The 20,695-nt window shown below is 60.7% G+C and carries 23 protein-coding genes; 4 read left to right on the plus strand and 19 right to left on the minus strand.

The window, feature by feature from the left end; genetic code table 11:
• Positions 1 to 71: 71 nt before the first annotated feature.
• The 3 genes from KVT38_RS21345 to KVT38_RS21355 all read right to left on the minus strand — a co-directional run bounded on the left by KVT38_RS21345 (position 72) and on the right by KVT38_RS21355 (position 3,427).
• A complete protein-coding gene (locus tag KVT38_RS21345; protein WP_368859143.1) occupies positions 72 to 1,460 on the minus strand; it encodes a four-carbon acid sugar kinase family protein in 1,389 nt (462 codons plus the stop codon).
• Entirely contained in the window at positions 1,457 to 2,719 is a 1,263-nt protein-coding gene (locus KVT38_RS21350; protein WP_217595773.1) for a ribulose-bisphosphate carboxylase large subunit family protein, read from the minus strand. The genes KVT38_RS21345 and KVT38_RS21350 overlap by 4 nt, the downstream gene beginning before the upstream one ends.
• A gap of 444 nt (positions 2,720 to 3,163) precedes the next feature.
• Positions 3,164 to 3,427 (minus strand): hypothetical protein, encoded by a 264-nt coding sequence (locus KVT38_RS21355; RefSeq protein ID WP_217595774.1) that lies wholly within the window; start codon positions 3,425 to 3,427, stop codon positions 3,164 to 3,166.
• 278 nt (positions 3,428 to 3,705) lie between these two features.
• Between KVT38_RS21355 and KVT38_RS21360 the strand changes: the two genes are divergently transcribed.
• Complete coding sequence (locus tag KVT38_RS21360) at positions 3,706 to 4,197, plus strand: C40 family peptidase (RefSeq protein ID WP_217595775.1); 492 nt, start codon at positions 3,706 to 3,708, stop codon at positions 4,195 to 4,197.
• Positions 4,198 to 4,268: 71 nt separating this feature from the next.
• Here the strand turns inward: KVT38_RS21360 and KVT38_RS21365 are convergent, their stop codons facing one another.
• The 8 genes from KVT38_RS21365 to KVT38_RS21400 form a co-directional block, all read right to left on the minus strand.
• Positions 4,269 to 5,399 (minus strand): Ger(x)C family spore germination protein, encoded by a 1,131-nt coding sequence (locus KVT38_RS21365; RefSeq protein WP_217595776.1) that lies wholly within the window; start codon positions 5,397 to 5,399, stop codon positions 4,269 to 4,271.
• Positions 5,400 to 5,404: 5 nt separating this feature from the next.
• Positions 5,405 to 6,808, minus strand: coding sequence for a spore germination protein (locus tag KVT38_RS21370; RefSeq protein WP_217595777.1), 1,404 nt, complete (start codon positions 6,806 to 6,808; stop codon positions 5,405 to 5,407).
• Positions 6,792 to 7,889: a GerAB/ArcD/ProY family transporter gene (locus tag KVT38_RS21375; RefSeq protein WP_217595778.1), complete on the minus strand. Its 1,098-nt coding sequence runs from the start codon at positions 7,887 to 7,889 to the stop codon at positions 6,792 to 6,794. Before KVT38_RS21375 ends, KVT38_RS21370 begins: the two co-directional genes overlap by 17 nt.
• 70 nt (positions 7,890 to 7,959) lie before the next feature.
• Positions 7,960 to 9,039, minus strand: coding sequence for a CobW family GTP-binding protein (locus tag KVT38_RS21380; protein WP_254639411.1), 1,080 nt, complete (start codon positions 9,037 to 9,039; stop codon positions 7,960 to 7,962).
• Positions 9,040 to 9,111: 72 nt separating this feature from the next.
• The gene (locus KVT38_RS21385) at positions 9,112 to 9,786 is read right to left on the minus strand and encodes an SOS response-associated peptidase (protein ID WP_217595779.1); all 675 of its coding nucleotides are present in this window, start codon (positions 9,784 to 9,786) and stop codon (positions 9,112 to 9,114) included.
• A 95-nt stretch (positions 9,787 to 9,881) separates the two neighbouring features.
• The gene (locus tag KVT38_RS21390; protein ID WP_217595780.1) at positions 9,882 to 10,793 is read right to left on the minus strand and encodes an aldo/keto reductase; all 912 of its coding nucleotides are present in this window, start codon (positions 10,791 to 10,793) and stop codon (positions 9,882 to 9,884) included.
• Between the two features lie 43 nt (positions 10,794 to 10,836).
• A complete protein-coding gene (locus KVT38_RS21395) occupies positions 10,837 to 11,154 on the minus strand; it encodes a YbjQ family protein (RefSeq protein ID WP_217595781.1) in 318 nt (105 codons plus the stop codon).
• A 95-nt stretch (positions 11,155 to 11,249) separates the two neighbouring features.
• Positions 11,250 to 11,771, minus strand: a complete 522-nt coding sequence (locus KVT38_RS21400; RefSeq protein ID WP_217595782.1) for an ADP-heptose synthase — start codon at positions 11,769 to 11,771, stop codon at positions 11,250 to 11,252.
• Positions 11,772 to 11,894: 123 nt separating this feature from the next.
• On the opposite strand from KVT38_RS21400, the gene KVT38_RS21405 reads away from it, so the two are divergent.
• Complete coding sequence (locus KVT38_RS21405; protein ID WP_217595783.1) at positions 11,895 to 12,854, plus strand: serine hydrolase domain-containing protein; 960 nt, start codon at positions 11,895 to 11,897, stop codon at positions 12,852 to 12,854.
• On the opposite strand, the gene KVT38_RS21410 is transcribed toward KVT38_RS21405, so the two are convergent.
• The 3 genes from KVT38_RS21410 to KVT38_RS21420 all read right to left on the minus strand — a co-directional run bounded on the left by KVT38_RS21410 (position 12,842) and on the right by KVT38_RS21420 (position 15,316).
• On the minus strand, positions 12,842 to 13,594 hold the full coding sequence (locus tag KVT38_RS21410) for an SDR family NAD(P)-dependent oxidoreductase (protein ID WP_217595784.1): 753 nt from the start codon (positions 13,592 to 13,594) through the stop codon (positions 12,842 to 12,844). The genes KVT38_RS21405 and KVT38_RS21410 overlap by 13 nt on opposite strands.
• Positions 13,594 to 14,280, minus strand: a complete 687-nt coding sequence (locus KVT38_RS21415; RefSeq protein ID WP_217595785.1) for an MOSC domain-containing protein — start codon at positions 14,278 to 14,280, stop codon at positions 13,594 to 13,596. Before KVT38_RS21415 ends, KVT38_RS21410 begins: the two co-directional genes overlap by 1 nt.
• Before the next feature lie 307 nt (positions 14,281 to 14,587).
• Complete coding sequence (locus tag KVT38_RS21420) at positions 14,588 to 15,316, minus strand: phosphonate ABC transporter ATP-binding protein (RefSeq protein ID WP_217595786.1); 729 nt, start codon at positions 15,314 to 15,316, stop codon at positions 14,588 to 14,590.
• A gap of 146 nt (positions 15,317 to 15,462) precedes the next feature.
• On the opposite strand from KVT38_RS21420, the gene KVT38_RS21425 reads away from it, so the two are divergent.
• Positions 15,463 to 15,693, plus strand: coding sequence for a hypothetical protein (locus KVT38_RS21425; RefSeq protein WP_217595787.1), 231 nt, complete (start codon positions 15,463 to 15,465; stop codon positions 15,691 to 15,693).
• 56 nt (positions 15,694 to 15,749) lie between these two features.
• On the opposite strand, the gene KVT38_RS21430 is transcribed toward KVT38_RS21425, so the two are convergent.
• Positions 15,750 to 15,887 carry a hypothetical protein gene (locus tag KVT38_RS21430; RefSeq protein WP_217595788.1) on the minus strand — a complete coding sequence of 46 codons (138 nt, stop codon included), beginning with the start codon at positions 15,885 to 15,887 and terminating at the stop codon, positions 15,750 to 15,752.
• 167 nt (positions 15,888 to 16,054) lie between these two features.
• Between KVT38_RS21430 and KVT38_RS21435 the strand changes: the two genes are divergently transcribed.
• A complete protein-coding gene (locus tag KVT38_RS21435) occupies positions 16,055 to 16,792 on the plus strand; it encodes an HAD family hydrolase (protein WP_217595789.1) in 738 nt (245 codons plus the stop codon).
• A gap of 22 nt (positions 16,793 to 16,814) precedes the next feature.
• Here KVT38_RS21435 and KVT38_RS21440 read toward each other — a convergent pair whose 3' ends face one another.
• The 4 genes from KVT38_RS21440 to KVT38_RS21455 form a co-directional block, all read right to left on the minus strand.
• Complete coding sequence (locus KVT38_RS21440) at positions 16,815 to 17,777, minus strand: hypothetical protein (RefSeq protein WP_217595790.1); 963 nt, start codon at positions 17,775 to 17,777, stop codon at positions 16,815 to 16,817.
• Positions 17,774 to 18,958, minus strand: coding sequence for a glucosaminidase domain-containing protein (locus tag KVT38_RS21445; protein ID WP_217595791.1), 1,185 nt, complete (start codon positions 18,956 to 18,958; stop codon positions 17,774 to 17,776). Before KVT38_RS21445 ends, KVT38_RS21440 begins: the two co-directional genes overlap by 4 nt.
• A gap of 159 nt (positions 18,959 to 19,117) precedes the next feature.
• A complete protein-coding gene (locus KVT38_RS21450; protein ID WP_217595792.1) occupies positions 19,118 to 19,435 on the minus strand; it encodes a hypothetical protein in 318 nt (105 codons plus the stop codon).
• Positions 19,436 to 19,538: 103 nt separating this feature from the next.
• Positions 19,539 to 20,695, minus strand: a 1,157-nt coding sequence (locus tag KVT38_RS21455) for a glutamate synthase subunit beta (RefSeq protein WP_217595793.1), incomplete at its 5' end; no start/stop codon positions are given.

The raw sequence follows: 20,695 nt of genomic DNA on the forward strand, positions 1-20,695 counted from the left end.
TCTATATAAATTCGAGCGGGCTGCGGCGCTATGCGGCCGGTCTTGCCGGAAGAGCGCTCACGCCCCGCCCTTTATCGCCCGAGCTGGACGCGTTCAAAATAATCGTCCTGCCCGACCTGTCCGCCCTTCAGCGCCAGCTCCAGGCCGTCTGCGCCCGGACCGGCGCCGTGCGCGAGGCATAGCGGACCGCCCGGCGCGATCGGCGTCAGACATTCAAGGCCGAGGATGCCGAGCTCCCTGGCGACATAGCCCGACGTGTCGCCGCCGGCGACAATCATCCGCCGCGGACGCCAGCGCTCGACGAACGTGCGCGCGACCTTGCCCAACTGCTCCCCGATCAAGCGTCCGGTATCGGGCGATACGATGCCCGCTTCGCGCATGAGCCGTTTAAGCTCGCCCACGTCAAGCCCTTCTCCGCCGAGCGCCGTATAAAGAAGCGGGCTGCCGCCCGCTCGCCAGACGTCTTCCGCTTGCGACAAAATCGCCGCGCGGGCGCCTTCGGCATCCGACAGAAAGGACTCGGGATGGACGCGAACACCCGTAAAGCCGCTGGAGAGCGCATGCCGGATCTGCGATTCGGTAACGGGCGAGCAGCTCCCGGAGACGGCCAGCAGCTGATCGACAGGCTCGGAAGGCCGGAGCAGCGACGCAGCGGTCTCTACCTCGCCCGTCTCCCGCCAATGCGCCGCCAGCGCGTATTGCACGCCCGAGGAACCGGCGACGAACCGGACGCCTCGCCGCGCCTCCCTGGCAAGCAGCCTGCCGGCACCTCGCAGCCGCGCTTCGTCGAGCACGTCGAACAGCACGATGCCGGGATTGTCCGCCAGCTTCGCGTCAAACGTCTGCGCGACGCTCTCCGGTGGTCCGTCCAGGTCCAGTATGCTGAGGAGCGCGATTCGCTTGTCGGTCTGCTTGGCCAGATGGAGTCGAAGGTCGGCTTCGTCCATCGGCGTCGCCGGGTGGGCAGACATTGTCGGATGCCGGTCGAGCCGCACGACATCCGCGCCGAACGCGGCGAAGTGCTGGCCGAAAACGGTGTACCTGCGCAGCTGCGGCACGCCGACGAGCAGCGGCGCATAGCTTTGCCCGTCGAACGTCTCGAGCGCTAGGTCGATCGCCTTGCCGATGCTGCCAAGCTGCGGCGACGAGTCGAATGTCGAGCAGAGCTTGTAATGCACGATCGGTGCGCCGCTACGGCTTAGAGCCTCGAACGTCGGGGGCAGCTCCCGCGCCATCTCCGACGGCGACAAAGAACGCCCGACGCCGGCCACGCCGAAGGCGCGAATATGCGGGAATCGCTCCCGAAGCAAGCTTGCCGAGGGCGGTTCGAGGAACATCGCAGCCGGAATTCCCGCGGCCGCGAGTGCTTCGAGCGAATCGGTCGTTCCGGTAAAATCGTCGCCGTAGTAGGCCATCAGCAGCGGTTCTAACGTCGGACGCCGTTCGGAGGCGCCGTTCACGGCCGCCTCCCGAACGCTTCCAGCGCGCGCCGCAGCTCGCTCCGGGTCTTAGCGTATTGCTCCGCGGGCACACCCGCCAGCGCCGCTTCCCAAGCTTGATGCATGCTGGCGACACCGGCCGCAGCCCCGTCGGGATGGGCGATAATGCCGCCGCCCGCAATGTTCATCAGATCGACTGTACCGAGCTCCCGGTATGTCGTCTCCGCCGTCGCGGCCGATTGGCCGGAGGAGAGCACCGGCATGCAGCTTTCGGTTCCGGCCAGCGGCGTACGGAGCGCGCGAACGGAGGCGATGACGGATTCGTTGCTCTCGTAAAATTTGCTATCGAGCGCATTGACATGCAGATGATCGGCGCCGGCGAGCCGGGCCAGCTTCTGATAAGCCGCAAACGACATGCCCAGCATCGGATGGCGCGTCAGCATGCCCCACCCGTTGCGATGCGCGTGAATGGGCACCTCGCTGAACGAGCGCAGGTAAGCCAAACCCGCAAAGCCTATGCTTTGCACGCTCGCCATCACGCAGGTGCCGCCGTGGGAAACCACCAGCTCGTGCCTGCGCTTCAGCTCCTCGATATCGCCGGTAATGTTGAAGGCATACATCACCTTCCGGCCGGCGCGGTCGGCAGCCCGTTCGATGACCGGCATGACCGCCTTGACCTTTTGCTCCAGCGTGGCGAACGGCGGATCCGCGTTCAGCTCGTCGTCCTTGATAAAGTCGAGACCCGCCTCGCATAGCCGTCCGACTAGCGACGCCAGTTCTTCGGGACTGAGCCCGATGCTCGGCTTTACGATCGTGCCGACGATCGGCCTTCCGTATACGCCCGTCAGCTCGCGCGTGCCGGCGACGCCGAACCGCGGCCCGCCATAACGCCGAGCGAAGTCGTCCGGCAGCTCCAGATCGAGCAGCCGCAGGCCCGATACTTCTTGCAGCTCGAACAAATTGCCGGCAACCGTTGCCAGCAGATTCGGTATCGACGGTCCGAAGTTCGCGAGCGGAAATTCAAGCGTCACCTTGCCGCGATTGAATACGGCACCTTCCCCTGCAGGCGTCTTCGCGCCAGGCAGCGACGGCGCGGCCACGGGCGCCTCCTCTTCAATAGAAGAAATGCGCGCCGCATGCAGGGCTTTAAGACGGTCGGTCTCGCCCGGCACGGCTACGAAGGTGCCGGTCGATTGCTCGCCGGCGATGACAGCCGCCGCCCGCTCAAGCGGATAAGGGGTCTCGATGCGATAGGTCGCACGCACAACGGCCGAACTCATAAGATCATCTCACCTCATAGTATCTATCTTAGATCTAAGTTGTATTTATAAGACTCTCTTAGCATAAAAGCTTGCCTGCCGCCTGTCAATCGCTAATATCGTACCCACTCCATACCTGCAACATCCCCGAACCGAGCCCGAGATCGGTCTAAATCGTATTGTAAGGGCAAAATGTTACTCTACAGTCTCTACAGCCTCGCGAACCGCTCTAAATGATGCTGCAGGAGCAAAAAGTTACGTTACAGCCGCCTGAGAGGCGGTTGCAGCCATACTTGCATCCATAGTGCCGAGAGGTTTGACGACCGGTCCTCCTCCTCCCTCCCAAACACAAAAAGCCGAACACAGGAGCGATGTGCGCTCCTGCGTTCGGCTTCCTTTTGCTTCCCTTTTTGCTTCCCCTTGCTGCGCTGTAGCCTCGCATCCCGCCTCGAATGGCAAGGATCGTTAACCTAGCGCATCCACCGCCGCATCGATCAACCGTTCGTACAACTCGTCGTTCGACTCGATCTCCGCGTCCACAGCATCAATCTGTTCCTCGCTGCCCGACTTGCCTGCAAAGAGCAGCGAATAGCTCCATTCGTTGCCCTTGTCGCTCTGCAGCGCCATCTCGTATGATGCGTCGTGTCCCTCGACCTCGAACACGACTTTGCCGACGTAGCCGTTGACCTCGTCCTTCGTCATTGCCGCCTCGCATATCTTTACGTTCATGCCGATTCTCCTTTTTGTCGGGTTGTTATCGCGGTCAGACGCGGTTTCTTGCCCCATTTTAACGGTTTCAAAACCATTTATGCAAAAAAAGCGTACTTTTCGCATTTGTCCAGTTGTCTAGAATTAATATTTTCTTAATCGTTTTTCATATAAACGCCCAAACCGCCATGCATCAAGCTTTCGCCGCTTAGAGGGAAATGAAGGGAAGTTTCGATCTGATATATTGATTCTAGCAGCAAGCGCAGCACGACTACAACAACATTGGAGGAATCACAACTATGGCAGCATCCTATACCTTTAAAAAATTAATGGCGTCGGCCGTCGCATTCACCGTCCTGTTCGGGGGTGCGGCAGCGGCATTGCCCGCAAAGCCGGTCAGCGCGGCGGAAGCGACCGTCACCGCCAGCTCCAAAGCTTCCAGCATTATCGCCCTCGGCAAAAAGTACATGGGCGTCAAATATAAGTTCGGCGCGAAAACGGGCAACACGCGTTCCTTCGATTGCTCTTCGTTCACGCAATACTTGTACCGCAAGTACGGCGTGTCCCTACCGCGCGAATCTAAGGCGCAATCCAAGGTCGGCAGGTACGTATCCAAGGCTAACCTGAAGCCCGGCGACCTTGTGTTCTTCTACTCGCCGATCCACCACGTCGGCATCTATATCGGCGGCGGCAAGGTGCTGCATACGTACGGCAAGCCCGGCGTCACGATCTCGAGCATCAATTCGGGCTGGTGGAAAAATCACTACACGACCGCCCGCCGCGTCCTTTAATCGCACGCTTTACTTGGGCAAGCCGTCCCATCGGGACGGCTTTTTGATGTTGCTCGCTCAAGCTTGCCTCGTTATAGCTTAAGCTTCCCGGTATTCGTAATTTTTAAATCCACGGAGACGTCGACCGGAAGCGACACGACCTCCCTGCCCTCTTTTTTGAGCTTTTTCCATGCCGACAAATGATGCCGGTACAGCTCTTCCTCCATACCGATGAGGTCTACCCCGTTCGAGCGTCCGACCGCGATCGAATGCTCCAGCTTTTCGCGAATCCCATTCTCCGCCCAAGCCTCAAGCTGCCGTTCGCCCGACTTTTCGTGCAGCTCATAAATATACGCATGCACGGAGACGGCAGCCTTGAAGCTTCCGCCGGCGTTGCCGTCGACATAGGACAAGCGCCCTTTGCTGCTCGTCACGACGAAAATGGCTACGAATTTCCCTTCGTCATCCCTGACTTCCAGAAAAGCTCCCCTCTGTTTTGACAGGAACCACTTCACGCCTTGCATCACTTTTTCGTCCAGCGCCGCGCGGTCTTTTTGTTCGACGATCGCATGCGCGCCATCGTAATAAAGATAGATTTTCGGCTTTCCCCCTTGCTTCCAGCTGCTGCGGTCCAATTTAAGAACAGGCAGAAACGTTGTGCGGCTTTTTTCGTAATATCCGCGCACGAACGCTTGCAGGCTCACCATTTGCACGGCCGGCATAGCGGCACTATGGACATGGTGAGTATAAAGAAACGTGTACATCGGCGAATTGAAAAAGGTGTCCGACGCAAGCAATTCGTCAAGCGGTTCGGTCGTCACCGCGATAAATACGTTGTATCGCACGGTTCGGCTTCGATTGATGCTGTCCAAAATGTCAGCTATCCGCGACAACGCTTTTTCCTTGACGACGATCGTCATGAGATGATCGAGCGACGGTCTGAGCTGGGTGCTCCGATACAACGATTCTAAGGCGAGCTGCGGGGATTCGCCTTCACCGTGACCGATATACGAGGGAAAAGCCTTGCCGCTCGCCCCTTCCGTCTTGGCGACGTCGGACATCGTGATCAAAGACCCGTAAATGGAAAAGCGCTCCTTTTGTTCGTCGAAGTCGATCCCGAGGCTCGTAAAATAACTGGTCTCCTGTATCGACCGCTGATCCCAGCATGACGTCAAAACGAGGACCATGACGATCATCAGCATCATTCGCATCGCGGCGCGCATCCCGCTCATCCTCCCGACTTGCCGCGCTTCGGGCTTCCTTTGCTTTTTCGATCCGCGTACGGCAGCTTGAGGAAGGCGCCGCGTGCGCGCAGCGCCTCGAACGGGGCCGCAGGCTTCAGATACGGTTCGCCGAACGAACGCAGCGACACCATATACAGCAGGATCGTGAACACGCCGATAAAAAAGCCGAACATTCCGAGCGCAGTCGAAAACAGCAGCACGACAAAACGGAGCAGATTGACGGACCCGAGCAGCGTCTGATTGACGAGCGTAAACGAGGTGACGTTCGTCACGGCGCTGACGACCAGCATCGTCGGCGAAGTAAGTCCCGCCCGGATCGCCGCGTCCCCGACAATGATGCCGCCGACGACCGCGACCGTCTGCCCGACCGCCCTCGGCAGACGTACGCCCGCTTCGCGGAACAACTCGAACATGAAGAGCATGAGGAACATCTCGATCGCTGTCGAGATCGGCAGGCCGATGCGCGAGACGACGATCGTCGCCATGAGCGGGAAAGGGATCTGGTCGACGTTAAACGTCGACACCGCTACCCAGAATCCCGGCAAGGTGAGCGTGATGAATAGGCCGAGCAAGCGGAGCAGCCGCTCCATCGTCACGAAATAGTACGAATTGTGGATGTCTTCAGCGGACTTGAGCAGCTCGAACATGTTGGTCGGTGCCGTATATACGAGCGGCAGACCGTCCACGATAATGGCGACGCGGCCGGCTGCCAAGGATTCGACGATAAAATCCGGGCGGCCGGTATAGTCGACGAGGGGAAACAGGGAGCGTGACCTGTCGGACAGCATTTCCTCGATCTGCCCGGCGCCGTTCACGATATCGGGCGATAGCCTCCCGATCCTCTTGCGCGCCTCCTCGACGAGAGAGCGGCTCGCGGCCGACTTCAAATACAGCAGGTTCACCTCGATCCGGCTGTCCGTCCCCACGCTGAACGATTCAATCTTCAGATCGGGCGATTTGATTCGCTTGCGAACCAAGGCACGATTTACCTGCAGACTTTCCACGAAGCCGTCGCGCGGACCTTTGACGGAAATTTCCGAGGAGGATTCCTCGGGCGTTCGCTCCGGCTGGCGAGGGATCGGATAAGCGAACAAGTCGCCGTTGACCACGATGATTACACTGCCCGAGAACAGCTCGTCCACAACCTGACCGCGTTCGTCTTCGCTGGACGCGCCCAGCGGAATGGCGCCCGCGAGATTTTCGGTAGGCGACAGCCCCGCCATCCATTCGCCGAGCGATGGCAGCAACCGCTCTTTATAGACGGCGTTGTCGATCATGACTTTCACCGATGCCAGCGCGGCCGTGCGATCTCCTGCCGTCAGCGACTCGACGGCGACGTCCGCGCAGCCTGCGAGCTCGGCATCCAGCCAATCAAGCCCGGTTCGCATGAACCTCGCTCCTCTCCCTGCGCTTGCGTAGCGCCAGCACCCATACGTACAGCAGAATGCCCACCTGCGTCGCAAAAGCGAACGGTCGCAGCGACTTATAAAACAAATATTGATTGCTGTCGCCGAATGGATAAACGGTCAAGCCGACAAGCGCGATTCCGATTGCCGTTAAAGCGAAGAACTTGATTTTGCGCTTTTCAATGCCGGACAGCTCGAACAGGATGCTGAGCGCAAGCGATGTGCGGATGAGCGCGCCGCTGATCCATTGAAAGATGGCGAGAAAATCGAGGTGCTCGATATACCGGCCCACGCGCAAGATCCGCCACTGGGAAAAAGCGGGAAACCGCATCATGCCGGATTCGTGGACGCCGAATTCGCAAATGGCGGCAACGGTCGGGCCAAAGGACAGCATGAGAATGAATAAGCCCGTCGCATACAGATGGACCGCACGAAAAGGCTTGTTTGCGTACATTTGCAGCAGCATGAACATGATGACCTCCGCCAATCCGCTGCCGGATACGACCGCGCCTCGCAGCACCGGACCCCATCCGTGTTCAATGAGGGGAAGCAATTGGGAAAAGTCCTTGCGGTTCGTGTTGCCCGAAGCGACGAACACGCCCAATCCCGAGACGACGGGAAGGGCGATGCAGGACATGTAGACGATCGCCTGCATGCCCACCAATACGGCAGCGACGCATAGGAGCACGAATACGATGGAGGTGATCAGCGGAGGCGTGTCGGGCAAATACGTCGTATTCGTCCAGGTGAGCATATCGACCGTCGTAACGACGGACTCCAGCAGCAGATAGCCCCCGACAAAGATTAAAATGAGCAGCTTGGAGAAGGAGCCGCCCTTCTCCTTGAGCCAGGCCGGGAAGGGCTGCAGGCCCATGTCGCGGAGCACGGAAGCCAGCGGCAGTAGCAGGACCAGCATCAGGGCGCCGGCCAGCAGCACGGATATCCATGCGTCCCGGCCGGCCGTGCCCAGCAGGATCGGAAGAATAATGACGTGATTGACGAGTCCTACGGATAAAATCAAGCTCGTGATGACCGACAGTCGGCCTGCTTCGAATCCCCTCATTTGCCGGAGCCTCCCTTCCCGGCTTAAGTTTCCCTGGGCCGGTCCGGTTTATGTGCTGCGGCAAGTCTGCTTATTCTCGCATCGTCTCCAGTCGGACAAGCCGCTCGCGCATGTCCGCCTCGCTGAAGTCCTCGCCGATGAGGACGACTACGTCGCGCGTCGGATTTTGAGCCGCGACCGGCATAAAGTCGGATTCCCGGTAGGCGAACTGGAACAAGTAACGCGCAGCCGTATCCGTAAACGTAACGATCCCCTTGGCACGGTACACCGATGCCGGCAGCTCGCGCAGGAAGCGCTCGAAGCTGTCGCTTCGGAACGGTGCGGACGGGTAATGCGTCAGCACGTGCACGTGATCGTGCAGGCGCGGCGATTTGTGATCGTGATGTCCGTGATCGTGACTGTCGTGATTGTGATGGTCTCGACCGTGATGGTCGCAATCTTGGTCGTGATGCTCTCGATCGCGATGGTCGTGATCGTGCTCTTGACGTTCCCGACCGCTGCCCAGGGCGCCGACGGCTCCGGGCAGCAGCGCCAACAGATCCTTGTCGGTCTCCCCCTTGACCGCATCCTCGATGGCAGCGGACGGATTCCATTCGCGCAGCTGCGCTCGCACCTCCTCCGCCTCCCCGGGGCCGACGAGGTCAGTTTTGCTCAGCAAAAGCAGCGAGGCGCCGCGAATTTGCTCCCGCATAAGCCGCAGCGTCTTCCCCGCGCCAAGCCGAAGCCGGTCGAGCAGATGTCTGGCGTCGACGACGGTGATCAGTCCGCGCAGCTCGAGCTTCGCGTACATCGATACGTCCGTCACGGCGTCCATCATCTCGAGCGGCTGCGCCACGCCGGTGGACTCGATCCATATGACGTCCGGCCGATGCTCCCGGGCGAGCTGCAGCAGCGAGACGCCAAGATCGTTTTTAACCGAGCAGCAAATGCAGCCGCCGAGCAGCTCCGCCATCGGCACGTCCTTCGTCAGCAGCTCGCCGTCGAGGTTGACGTCGCCCGCTTCGTTCATGAGCACCGCCGCTCTCCAGCCTCGCGCCTTGGCGCCCTCGAGCAGCTTTTGCAGCACGGTCGTCTTGCCGCTCCCCAGATAACCCGACAATACGAATACCTGTATCGGCCGCTCGCCGTTTTCGTTCATTTTTGCGCACATCGCGGCATCCTCCCTGCAACATGAATCGACCCTCCGGCGCGGCTGCACGGAGGGCCTCAGAAAACGCTCTTGCTACTCCCGAATCGCGGAATAAAAGTTGCGGATCGGCTCGACACACTCCGGCGTCTCCCGCTCCCGCTCGTTCACGTAAGCGCCGACCGGGTACATCATCATCTCTTCCGCCGAGATTCCGCGGATCGCGCCCAGAACGCCGCGATACTCCGTATTCGTCTCATTGAGCCATTGGTCGATGCCTTCGTCGTCCAGAATGGCGGGCATCCGATTCGAGTACGGACCGACCAACTCGTTGGACGGCGTCGTCAGCATCGTATACGCGCGGATGTCGCCGCCTTCGACACGCGGCCACACTTCGTAAAATCCGGGAACCGCGAACGTCGCGCGTCCCTTGAGCACAAAATGGATCGGCTGGCGGGCTCTCCCCTTCGTCTCCCAGCCGTAAAATCCGCTGACCGGAATGACGCAGCGCTGCTTGTTCGTCATGCGCTTGAATATCGGCCGGTCGCCGATGCCGGGTCCGTCCGCATTGACCGCGTCGCGCGACCAGTATGGCATGAGGCCCCAGCGCAGCGACTCAAGCCTGCGTTCCTGCCGCTCCTCGACGATGACGGCAGCGTACTGGGTCGGGGCGACGTTATATCTTGGCTTGTACGATCCGACAACTTGATCGATCCTGTAGCGTTCGGTGAGCTCGGGCAAATCCGCGGCAAGCGAAAATCTTTGGCACATGGGGGGCACCGCCTTCTTGGGTTTCCCCCCAGTATTTGCTTCAAGAGGCCGCTTCTATTCGCCGGGCGCGCCGAAGCCGCCGAATGGGCGACCGATCACGCGTCCTGCGGATGTCCGGCCGGTACCTGAGCGACGGCCGCCGCATTCGCTTCTACCTGCGCAACGTCCTTGCAGCCGGGGATAACGGCGGTGACGGCCGGATGCCGTAGACACCACGCCAGCGCCCAGGACGCCATATCGACGCCTTCCGGCACCTCCGTGCGCTTGATCTCCTCCGCTTCGCGCAGCAGCCGGTCCGCGTCCTCGCGATCCCGCTTCGACCGAACGTCGTCGCTCGGGAACGTCGCGCCCGGCTTGTACTTGCCGCTCAGGAAGCCGCTTGCGAGCGGCACCCGCGCGAGCACGCCGAGCTGCTGCGCCTCGCACGACGGAAAGACTTCCTCCTCCGGCGCGCGATCGAGCCGGTTGTACACGACCTGGATCGCCTGCGCGCCGACCGCCGTCGCCTTGGAAGTCTGGTAGACGTTGCGATTCGATCCGATCGAGATGCCGAGATGCCTGATCTTGCCCGCTTCAACCTGCCGGCCGAGCGCCTCCCACAGTCCGTCCCGGTCGAACTCGGCATCCGGACCGGAATGGAATTGATAGAGGTCGATATAATCGGTCTGAAGCGCCTTCAGGGAAGCTTCCAGCTGACGCACGACGTCCTGCGGATCGTAGACGTCGGTCCGGCTGAACGGTCCGTGGAAGTGATGGCCGAACTTGGTCGCGAGCACCCAGTCGGAGCGGCGCCCGCGGATGGCGGGACCGATCAGCGATTCGGACAGATGGTCGCCGTAGCATTCGGCGGTATCGATCAGGTTGATGCCGAGTTCGGCCGCCCGACCCAGAATCGCATCCGCCTCTTTTTGCTCATAGCTTCGGCCCCACTCGCCGCCGAATTGCCAGGTGCCCACGCCTACCGCGGATATTTTCAATCCGGTCGATCCCAGCTTGCGATACAGCATGCGGTTAGCCTCCAGTACTATTAAGATGAAAAGTCGGCTTTAATCAAGCTTCGACGGTGACGGCGGTGCCGCTGACCGCAACCATGAGCATGCCTTCCCGCACGACCTCGTAGTCCACGTCGACGCCGACGATCGCATTGGCGCCCATGCGCCGCGCTTGCTCGACCATCTCGGAGACGGCGATGTCGCGGGCCTGCTTCAGCTTGTTTTCATAGGAGCCGGACCTGCCGCCGACGACGTCGGTGATCGACGCCATGAAGTCGCGGAAGATGTTCGCGCCCATGATCGTCTCTCCGTTCACCAGTCCGTAATAGGACGTGATTCTGTATCCTTCCACATTGGGCGTAGTCGTCACGAGCATGATGATAGCCTCCTTGAAGATGTTGGGAACGCCCTCATTCTATCATACCGCTCCCCCGAACAACAACGAGAGCCGCCGGCGTCCGCCGGCAGCTCTCATGGGTTGAATTCGGTCGGAGCCGGACTTTCCTCCACCGCAAATTCGTAATCGTCGATGTCGAACACCTGAACCGGGATCGCGTTCTGTACGACCTTGTCCTGGAATTCGATATGGTCGGTCAAGATGGGACTCTGCGCGCGCAGCGACGTCAGCACGATCTCCGTCTCGATCGGATCGAGCAGCTCGCCGTACTGCATGTTCTCGGCCGCGTTGACGACGACTAGCGTCACCTTGTCGTTGATCGGCAGCGGCGGGCTCTCGCGCCAAGGCGCGATCAGCGAGCGCTCGAGCTTCTTCTTGTTGAACGGATCCTCGAAGTACGCGATCATCTCCCCGATCTTGCCCTTGACGTGACGGTCGTCGTCCGGGTCGGGCATAACGGGCTCGTCGCTATCCTTCATATCGTACAATTCCATCACTGTCGAATACGGAATCCGGTATTCCACAGGCCGTTTCGGCAGAAGCAGCTGACCATATATGGCGATCATGACCGCCTCGATGACAAAACGCCTTTCCATTGTAGCCAGTCCCCCCTAGTAGCGGCAAAAAAACGTTAAGCGCATTGCTGTACATTATATCATAAATTCGCTTCAGACATGTCGGGGGCGGGTATAATAGGCCGACATAAGGAGGCGATCGCGATGACGTCGACGACGACAAGCCGCGTGACGATCGATCTTGAAGGGCTGCGACAGGCGGTCCAAGCCTGCAAAATCGATACATGCCGCGTTCGGGCGGGCAGCGGCCGCGGCGCGCTCGAGTTCGAATATGCGCGTAACGACCGATCCCTCGAGCGGCTCCACAAGGTCAATTCGGTGACGAAAAGCGTGCTCTCGCTCCTGGTCGGCATCGCGCTCGCACGGGGCGAATTCCCGCCGCTCGATACGCCGCTCGCCGGCTGTCTGTCTCGCGTCCCGGCTTCGCTCGGACGTATTCGCCTCCATCATCTGCTGTCGATGACGGCCGGGATGGACTGGCCGGAATGGGGCGCCTGGGGCGGCCGTCCCAACCCGATGTGCGAATCGGACGACTGGGTCGCCTTCATCCTGGAGAGACGGGCCAAAGCGTCGCCGGGCGTCGCCATGTCCTACAACTCGGGCTGCTCACACCTGCTCAGCCTAATTCTGCAACTGGAGAGCGGCATGACCGCCGAAGCTTATGCCGCCAGGCATCTGTTCGGGCCGCTCGGCATCGACGCCTGGCAGTGGCATACGGACCCGCAAGGCGTATCCATCGGCGGCTTCGGACTGGCGCTGCGCGGAGGCGACCTGTTCAAGCTGGGCCGGCTTATGCTCGCCCGCGGCCGCTGGAACGGCCGACGCATCGTGTCTGAGGACTGGGTCGCGGCATCGACCGCGCCCAGGCATCATACGTACGACTGGCTCGGCTCGTACGGCTATCACTGGTGGACGTTCACCGGCGGCGGGCGTGCGCCACTGGTGCCGCACACCTATTACGCGATGGGCTACGGCGGGCAATTTCTGTTCGTCGTACCCGAGACGGAGACGATCGTCTCGTTTACCAGCGATTTATACCGTGAACCTTTAAGGCCATTAAAGATATTTTCGAAATATATCGCAGGCGTCCCTTACGGCTCGTAAATCATTTTGCGCGTCATGCCGCCGCCCACGACGAGATTCGTCCCCGTGACGAAGCCGCCTTCGGGATCGGTCAAATAAAAGCACGCTTTGACGACGTCCGTCGGCTTGCCGACCCGGCCGGCGGGATGCTGATCATGATCCGCGGGCCGCAAGGCGTCATAGTCGCCGGTCTCGATCCAGCCGGGACTGATCGCGTTCACGGCGATGCCGATTGGGCCAAGCGATACGGCGAGCGCGTGCGTAAGCGCCAAAATGCCGCCCTTGGACGCCGCGTACGCTTCGGAGTTTGGCTCGGACTGGATCGCGCGCGTCGACGCGATGTTGACGATGGAGCCGCCGCCGGTCCGCTGCATCGCCTTGGCCGCTTCGCGTCCGCACAGGAACGCGCCGCGCAAATTCACGTTCATGACGCGATCCCATTCCTCGAGCGTCAGCTCGAGCGGCGACTTCCAGACGCCGATGCCCGCATTGTGCACGAGCACGTCGACGCGCCCCGTCCAGGCCAACGCCCGCTCGACGATGCTCGCAGCGGCGTCGGCTTCGGTAAGATCAGCCGGGATAAAGAGGGACGACAGGCCCTCGCCCGTCAATTGCGCGGCCAGCGCCTCGCCGTTCGTGCCCGGCGCGTCGCTTAGCGCGACAGACGCGCCCGCTTCGGCATACGCGCACGACAAATGGCTGCCGATGCCGCCGGCTGCGCCGGTCACGATGACCGTGCGGCCGGCGTACTTGCCCGGCATCAGGACTGCGCGAGACGGGACAGCCTTGCCGTCAGCGTCTCCCTCCAGGCGTCCGCAAGCGCATCGACCGCGAGCAGGCGTAGCATCCCTTCCCGGTTTTCTTTTCCCCGGTGCATCACGTTGTTCGCTTCCTCGATCGTGACGCCGGCAGGATCCCGCACAGCGAGGATGAGCTTGCCCGGCGAGACCGCCCCCGGCGACAGCACACGAAAATAAAAGCCGGTTTTCCCCGTATCCCGGACCAGCGCCGGCAGTTCGTCGACGCCCCACTTCATTGCGAGCTTCCAGCAAGGCACGCGCGGCTGGCTGATCTGAAGCGTTAGTTCCCCCACCTTGAAAATATCCCCGACGCATACCTCGGACTCGTCGATTTCGTCGATCGTGAAGTTCTCGCCGAACGCGCCGAATTCGAGCGACCTGCCGAGCCGCTCTTCCCAAAAGGCGTAATGCCGGTACGGATAAGCGCACACCGCCTTGTCCGGCCCGCCGTGATTGACCGTGTCCGCCTGCTCGTCTCCCGACAGTCCCTCGGCATGAACGGCGACGGCGCCAAGCGCTTTTTCCTTATAAATGCCGGACTTGGCCGGCTTGCCTTTGAACTGCGCCTCGCGTGCCGCGCCCACGTTCACCGACAGCAGCGGGTAGGAACGTTCTGACGCGGTCTGCTCGTCTGTTGAATTCGACATCTCACAAACCTCCTTGATCGTCATCGTCCGTCCGGCAGGCGGAAGCGCCTTTGCCTGCCGCGGACGGATAAGCGGCAATCGACCTTGCCATGCTAATTATGCGGGCCGACGCGCCCGGGATTGGAGCTGATCATCGATGACGACGTCCAAACGCCGAAAGGAAAGCGCCTGGAAAAGCCGCAAGGAGCGCTCACAGATCCGCCCGGCAAAAGCGCCCGAAGGCGAATCGGAAGCGCCGCTTCAGCCTTAACGGCCTACCCGGACGAATGCCGCATAGCGGAGCGTCTCGCCGTGGCAGGAGGACGGCCTAGGAGATCTGGTGCTTCTCGGCCCCCGTAAGCCGTCTTCCCCGAACGGTCAGTACCACGCGGCCGTCATGCAGACCCCAGATCTCGTCAGCGAACTTCTCCGCGAGCTCCAGGCGATGCAGCGCCACGACGACGATCATGTTCTTGTCCTTCGCCTGCTGCTTCAACATGCTCATGATGCTCTCCTGGGAATGCGGGTCGAGACCGGTCACGGGCTCGTCCGCGAGCAGCACCTCGGCGCCGTGCGCGATCGCCCTGGCGATCGCCACGCGCTGACGTTCGCCGCCGCTCAGCTTCTCAGCCGGCTGGTGCGCCCTGTCGATCAAGCCGACGTTCTCCAGCGTCTCCATAGCGTCCATGTAGTCGTCGCTTCTGACCATGCCTGTCATCCGGCGAAACCAGGACACCTGGCCGACCGCGCCGATAATGACGTTTTTAAGCGCCGTCTTTTTTTCGTACATGAGCGCTTTTTGTTCCAAATAGGCGATTTTGCGCTTTAAACGAAGTCTTGCGAGCGTACCGCCGGCGATCGCGTCCTTGCCGTCGATGCGCATCTCTCCGCTCGTCCATGGCTCCTTGAGGCCGAGACAGCGCAGCAGCATCGACTTGCCGCTGCCGCTCGCGCCTACGATCGCATACAGCTTGCCCGGCTCCAGATGGCCGTGGATGCCGTCGAGTACCTTTTTGCCTGTCGGCAGCTTGCGTGTAAGACCGATGATATGTATCATTCCCGTCCGATTGCCCCCTGACTTTCGTTCCTGCCGTTTTTTCTAGTGTAATTCTTTACGGAACTGCTTTCCATACGAACAAACGTTTGGTATAATACAAATAAGAACATGCGTTCTATCTATTCCAGTCAAAGGTGGGATGATGGGTGGAGAACTGCGAACATCTCCGTTATTTGGAGCCTTCCAGGGGATCCCGGCCGTCACGAGATCTGACTTTCAAATTTTACGACAGCGGCCGTCTCGTGATCGTCGACAATGACAGCGGCAATACGATGAACCCCCGCGAGTTAAGCGGGGGCAGCTACGACTTTTATGTGCGTCAACGGCTCGCCTTCATCAAGCGCGATCTCAAGTCCAAGATCGAGAAGTACGCTTGACGGCGGCGCGCGCGTCGCTGCGGCCGTCGTAGTCCGACGCGACGCGCGCGCACGCTTTAAGGCAGGTTTTTGTCGATACCGTTCAAGCTGGGCGGCAAGCGGGACATTTTGTCCAGCTTCGTCGTCTGGCTTTTTCCGCGTCCTCCGGCCGTAATGCTCTTCGCTCCTGCTTTAGGTCCTTGATAGGGCGGCATACGCGACTCACCTCCATGCCATGCTTCATATAGGTTCGGGCCGACTTCACGTTTAGGTTGCCCGCCGCGCTCATTTACAAACGCCCTCCGGTTAGACATAATAAATTCATGTCCGCCGCCACGGCGGGGAACGGACGGTGCGTCAAGCATACGAAGGAGCCACGGAGATGAAGCAGAACATCCTGTTCGACCTGGACGATACGCTGATCCATTGCAACAAATATTTTCATTTCGTGCAAGAGCAGTTCGCCGACCTGATGACGACCTGGTTCGCGCCGTTCGGCCTGACCAAGCAGGCCGTGCTGGCCAAGCACAGCGAGATCGACATCGCCGGCGTGCACATCGTCGGCTTCAAGAGCGAGCACTTTCCCCAATCGTTCGTCGATACGTATCGCTACTATAGCGCCCTGCACGGACGCTCCGAATCCGCGGACGAGGAGGCGCTGCTGTGGAAGCTGGGCCTTAGCGTGTTCGAACAGGAGACCGAGCCTTATCCGTTCATGAACGAGACGCTCGAATCGCTTGCGGCCGCCGGTCACCAGCTTCATTTATATACGGGCGGCGACCCGGACATTCAGAAGCGCAAGATCGAAGCAGCGGGCCTTCAGCGTTATTTTCGCGACCGCATTTATATCCGCCTTCACAAAAACGTCGAGGCGCTAAAGGACATATTGCGTGCGCAAAAGCTGCGGATCGACCGTACGTGGATGGTCGGCAACTCGATCCGAACGGACGTCCTGCCCGCGCTGTCCTGCGGTCTGCATGCGATCTACCTGAAGCAGGAGCTGGAATGGGACTACAATGTGCTGCCGATCGCGGACGCGAAGCCGAGCGGCGCCTTCCTCACGCTCTCCTCGCTTCATCAGGTCCCGCCCGCGATCGACGCTTATTTGGCGCAGGGCTGAAGAGACCGCCGGCGTCATGCCGTCACGAGCCGACGATGCGCCTGAAGCGATCGTAGGCCGCCGGATCCGCGCCGCCCGCGCGGGCGACATGATGGTAGAAGCTGTAGGGAAATTTGAACGCATGTCCGAAATCCCAGACGTCCTCGCTTCGTTCCCGCTCCCAGAAGGACGCTTCGGTCGGCAGCGAGGTCGACGGCCGTGCCGGCGCCAGCGGCTCCCGGTCGACCGGCGAGTGGAGACGAAGCGATTCGCCGGGACGCAGCCTCTGGCTGGCGCGCAGGACGTGCACGAGCTTAAAGAGCGGCACGAGACCTCGTTTGAACAATGCCGGGTAGCCCAGTTCTTCAAGCGTGACGAGCGCATGCGAAAAGGTGAGCATATGGCCGATCAGATCGTGATGGGATTCCGCTCTATAGATCGTCTCGAAAGCGGCAAGCTCGCGCAGCACGAAACGTGACAGCGCTGCCCCGTCTTCGATGCCGGCAGGTCCGTCCTCCTCTCGCAGCGTCAGCGCCTTCACTTCCGACGTCTTGTAGCCGATCCAGGAGCGTCCCGGTATTTTCCCTTTAAACGAACGTATCAGCGCCGCGATCGCCTCGATATCCGCTGCTTCGCCCCAACCGTCCAATTCTCGAATCGCCTTCAAGCTCGCCGCCGCATAGATCGCATTGTGACCGACCCAGTAGAGGCCGTCGATCGTCTCTTCCAGCGCGTCCGCGATGGTTCGCTCGTAAACGCTTGCGCCGCGCTTCGAATTGATTTCGCCCGTAAAGGAGCCTGTCGGCGCTTCCAGCCGGCCAGACACCATCCGATCTGCTTCTTGTGCGATTTTTCGCGCGATGCTCTCCTCCAGCCGGTTTTCGGCGATAAAAAAATAAGCGGCAATCGCCGCTGCGCCGAAATGCGCCTCCCATATATCGCCTGTACGCCTGCAGCACGACGCGATGACGGCCAAACCCTTTTCCAATAGCGCGCGATCCGTCATGAAGTCTCCTCCTCCTTTGCCCTTCCGATCGATACGAGCTTGCCGTAAATCGCGCGGACGCCGTCCGACCATCGCGGGTCCTCCGCATAGGTCCGATTCATCCAAGAAAACGGCTCTTCGCCTTCGGGGATGCCTGCAGCCAGCTTGGCAAGCAGCTTCGCGGCGATGCCCGACGAATCGCGGATGTTCGTATTGTACGTCTCCCAGCTGTGGAAGACGTTAAACGGATTGTTCGCGATCTGCTTTGATTTCTTGGCGGACTTCGGGACGAAGCCTTGCTCCTGGCCTGCCACCGCGAATAGCAGCAGCGGATCGACGCTGTGTAGGCGCGCGCTATCGACGATCGCCTCGAAGTAGGGCCGCTCGGCGAGCAGCGAGTCTCGCCCCGACAAGTATGCACGTACTGCCTCCGCATCGAACGGCGAATAGGCGAATCTGGCCTGCGTATCGACTTGCTCGGCACTTGGCCGCGACGTGGACGGATTCGACGTCGATTCAAGCGAGCGCGGCTGCGCATCGTTGGCGTAATAAGACAGCGAAGTCAACAGCACGCCCGTCAATGCAAACAGAAGCACAGCCGCGAGAACGAGCGGCCTTAAAGTGGCCGGTGCTAACCAGCCCCTTCCGGGGGAGCCGCCGCCAACTTCGGCATTGGTTTGAACGAAGTAATCGGCATGACTGTCGCCACCCTGTCGAACATCATCTACGTCTGCAGCGTCGGCACCCATATCGCCTAGCGGTCTATGATCAGATGAAGCGCTGTCAAGTAAGCTGTCGACGGAATTCCGCGCTTCCGCAAGTCCGGGCTTCAGTACGAACCCCTGATCCGTACGCTTAGCGACCCGCTCCACCGTCCATTGTGCCGCCGTCCGCTCGTTCAGCCAGCGGAGCAGGCTCGCGACATGCGCTTCCTCCGCGAGCGTCAGATTGGCGCAAACGCGCAGCACGTCGTCCGCATATACTTCGCGCCGCTCGCCAACGACGCAAGACGCCACAAGTCGGCCGGCCACCTCGTCCCTCAGCGCTTCGGGCCAATCGGGCAGCCGCTTGCGGATCGTGCGCACGACCGCGTCGGCGACGATCTCCGCCTGGCGTGTCGCGGGCATAGGCGCGTATTTGGTTCGGACGTACCGCCTGATGACCGACACATCGCCCGGCGTCAACAATGCCGCCCCCGCCATATGAGCCAAGCCTCCTTCGCTCGAAGCCAATAGATCCGATTGCTGCTTTTCCATAGTTTAGCATACGGCCTCACTTTGAAAAAGAATAGCGCTGCAAAGCTGCTTGCAGCGCAATTTCAGCACCTATTTATTAGCCGCGCATCCGGCTATATCTCCTTCTCAATTCCGCGCGGCTTCAGCGATCCTCGCCTGCAGCTCTTCGCCGCGAATGTACCGTTCGATCTGCTCCTTCTCGAACACCGTGAACTGATACTCGCAATCGATCCCTTCGTCGAGCGCCTCGATCTGGATCGGATGTCCGGCATGCGTGCACACGGCGAGCGCCGTCAGGTCGATGACGTCGTCCGGCAACGGCGTCGACGCGTCCAGGCAAAGACGTAGCTCCACGTCGATCCATTGTCCGTCCCGCCGGTCGACGCTCGCTTCGAATCCGGTAAACTTGAGCTCCTTCGGTCGTTCTTCGCCATATCGAAACATCGCTTTTCCTCCGTCGGCAATAAAGGGCCGTCACCCGCCGTCTTCCTATGGAAGACGGTTCGAGTGCGACCCTTATTTTATCATTCCGCAAATTCGGCAGACCTTAAGGCAGCATCGTCGAACCCATCAGATAACGGTCGACCTCGCGCGCAGCCTCGCGGCCCTCGTTGATCGCCCATACGATAAGGCTCTGTCCGCGGCGCATGTCGCCTGCAGCGAACACCTTGTCGACGCTCGTCTTGTACTTGCCGTAAGCGGCCTTGACGTTCGTTCTGCGGTCCGTCTCCAGGCCGAGCTGCTCGATGAGCGTCGACTCCGGTCCCTCGAAGCCGACGGCGACGAGAACGAGGTCAGCAGGCCATACTTTCTCGGTGCCAGGAATCTCTTCGTACACCTTGCGTCCCGTCTCGTCGACGTAGCGGCGGATTTGCACCGTGTGCAGCTCCTTGACGTTGCCTTCTTCGTCGCCGACGAACTTCTTCGTCAGGACGGAGAACGCGCGCGGGTCTTCGCCGTACAGCACCTTCGCCTCTTCGTGCGCGTAATCGAGCGTGTAGACGTTCGGGTATTCCGGCCAAGGGTTGTTGATCTGGTCGCGCGTCAGCGGAGCCTTGGCATGCGTTCCGAATTGGGAAACGCTCGTGCAGCCGTGGCGCAGCGCCGTCGCGACGCAGTCCGTGCCGGTGTCGCCGCCGCCGATGACGATGACATGCTTGTCCTTGCCCGAGATATAATTGCCGTCCTCGAGGTTGGAGTCGAGATAGCTCTTGATCGTGCCGTTCAAGTAATCCATCGCGGGGTGGATTCCCTTGAGGTTCGCGCCTTCGACTGGACCGAGTCCGCGCGCCTTCGTCGCGCCGCCGCACAAGACGATCGCGTCGTACTCCTCGGCGAGCTGCTTGGCGGAAATGTCCTTGCCGATCTCCGTGTTCGTCACGAACTCAATGCCCTCTTCGGCCAGCAGGTCGACGCGGCGCTTGACGATATGCTTCTCGAGCTTCATCGTCGGAATGCCGTAGGTGAGCAAGCCGCCCGGACGGTCCGCACGCTCGAACACCGTCACGCTGTGGCCCGCCTTGTTCAGCTGGGCGGCAGCGGCCAGACCGGCAGGTCCGGAGCCGACGACGGCGACGCGCTTGCCCGTCCGATGCTTCGGCGGCTGGGGCACTACCCAGCCTTCTTCGAAGGCGCGATCGATGATCGCTTGCTCGATCGACTTGATCGTGACCGGATCGCCGATGAGGCCGACGGTGCAAGAGC

This window comes from Cohnella sp. GbtcB17 (assembly GCF_019091135.1).
GTDB lineage: Bacteria > Bacillota > Bacilli > Paenibacillales > Paenibacillaceae > Cohnella.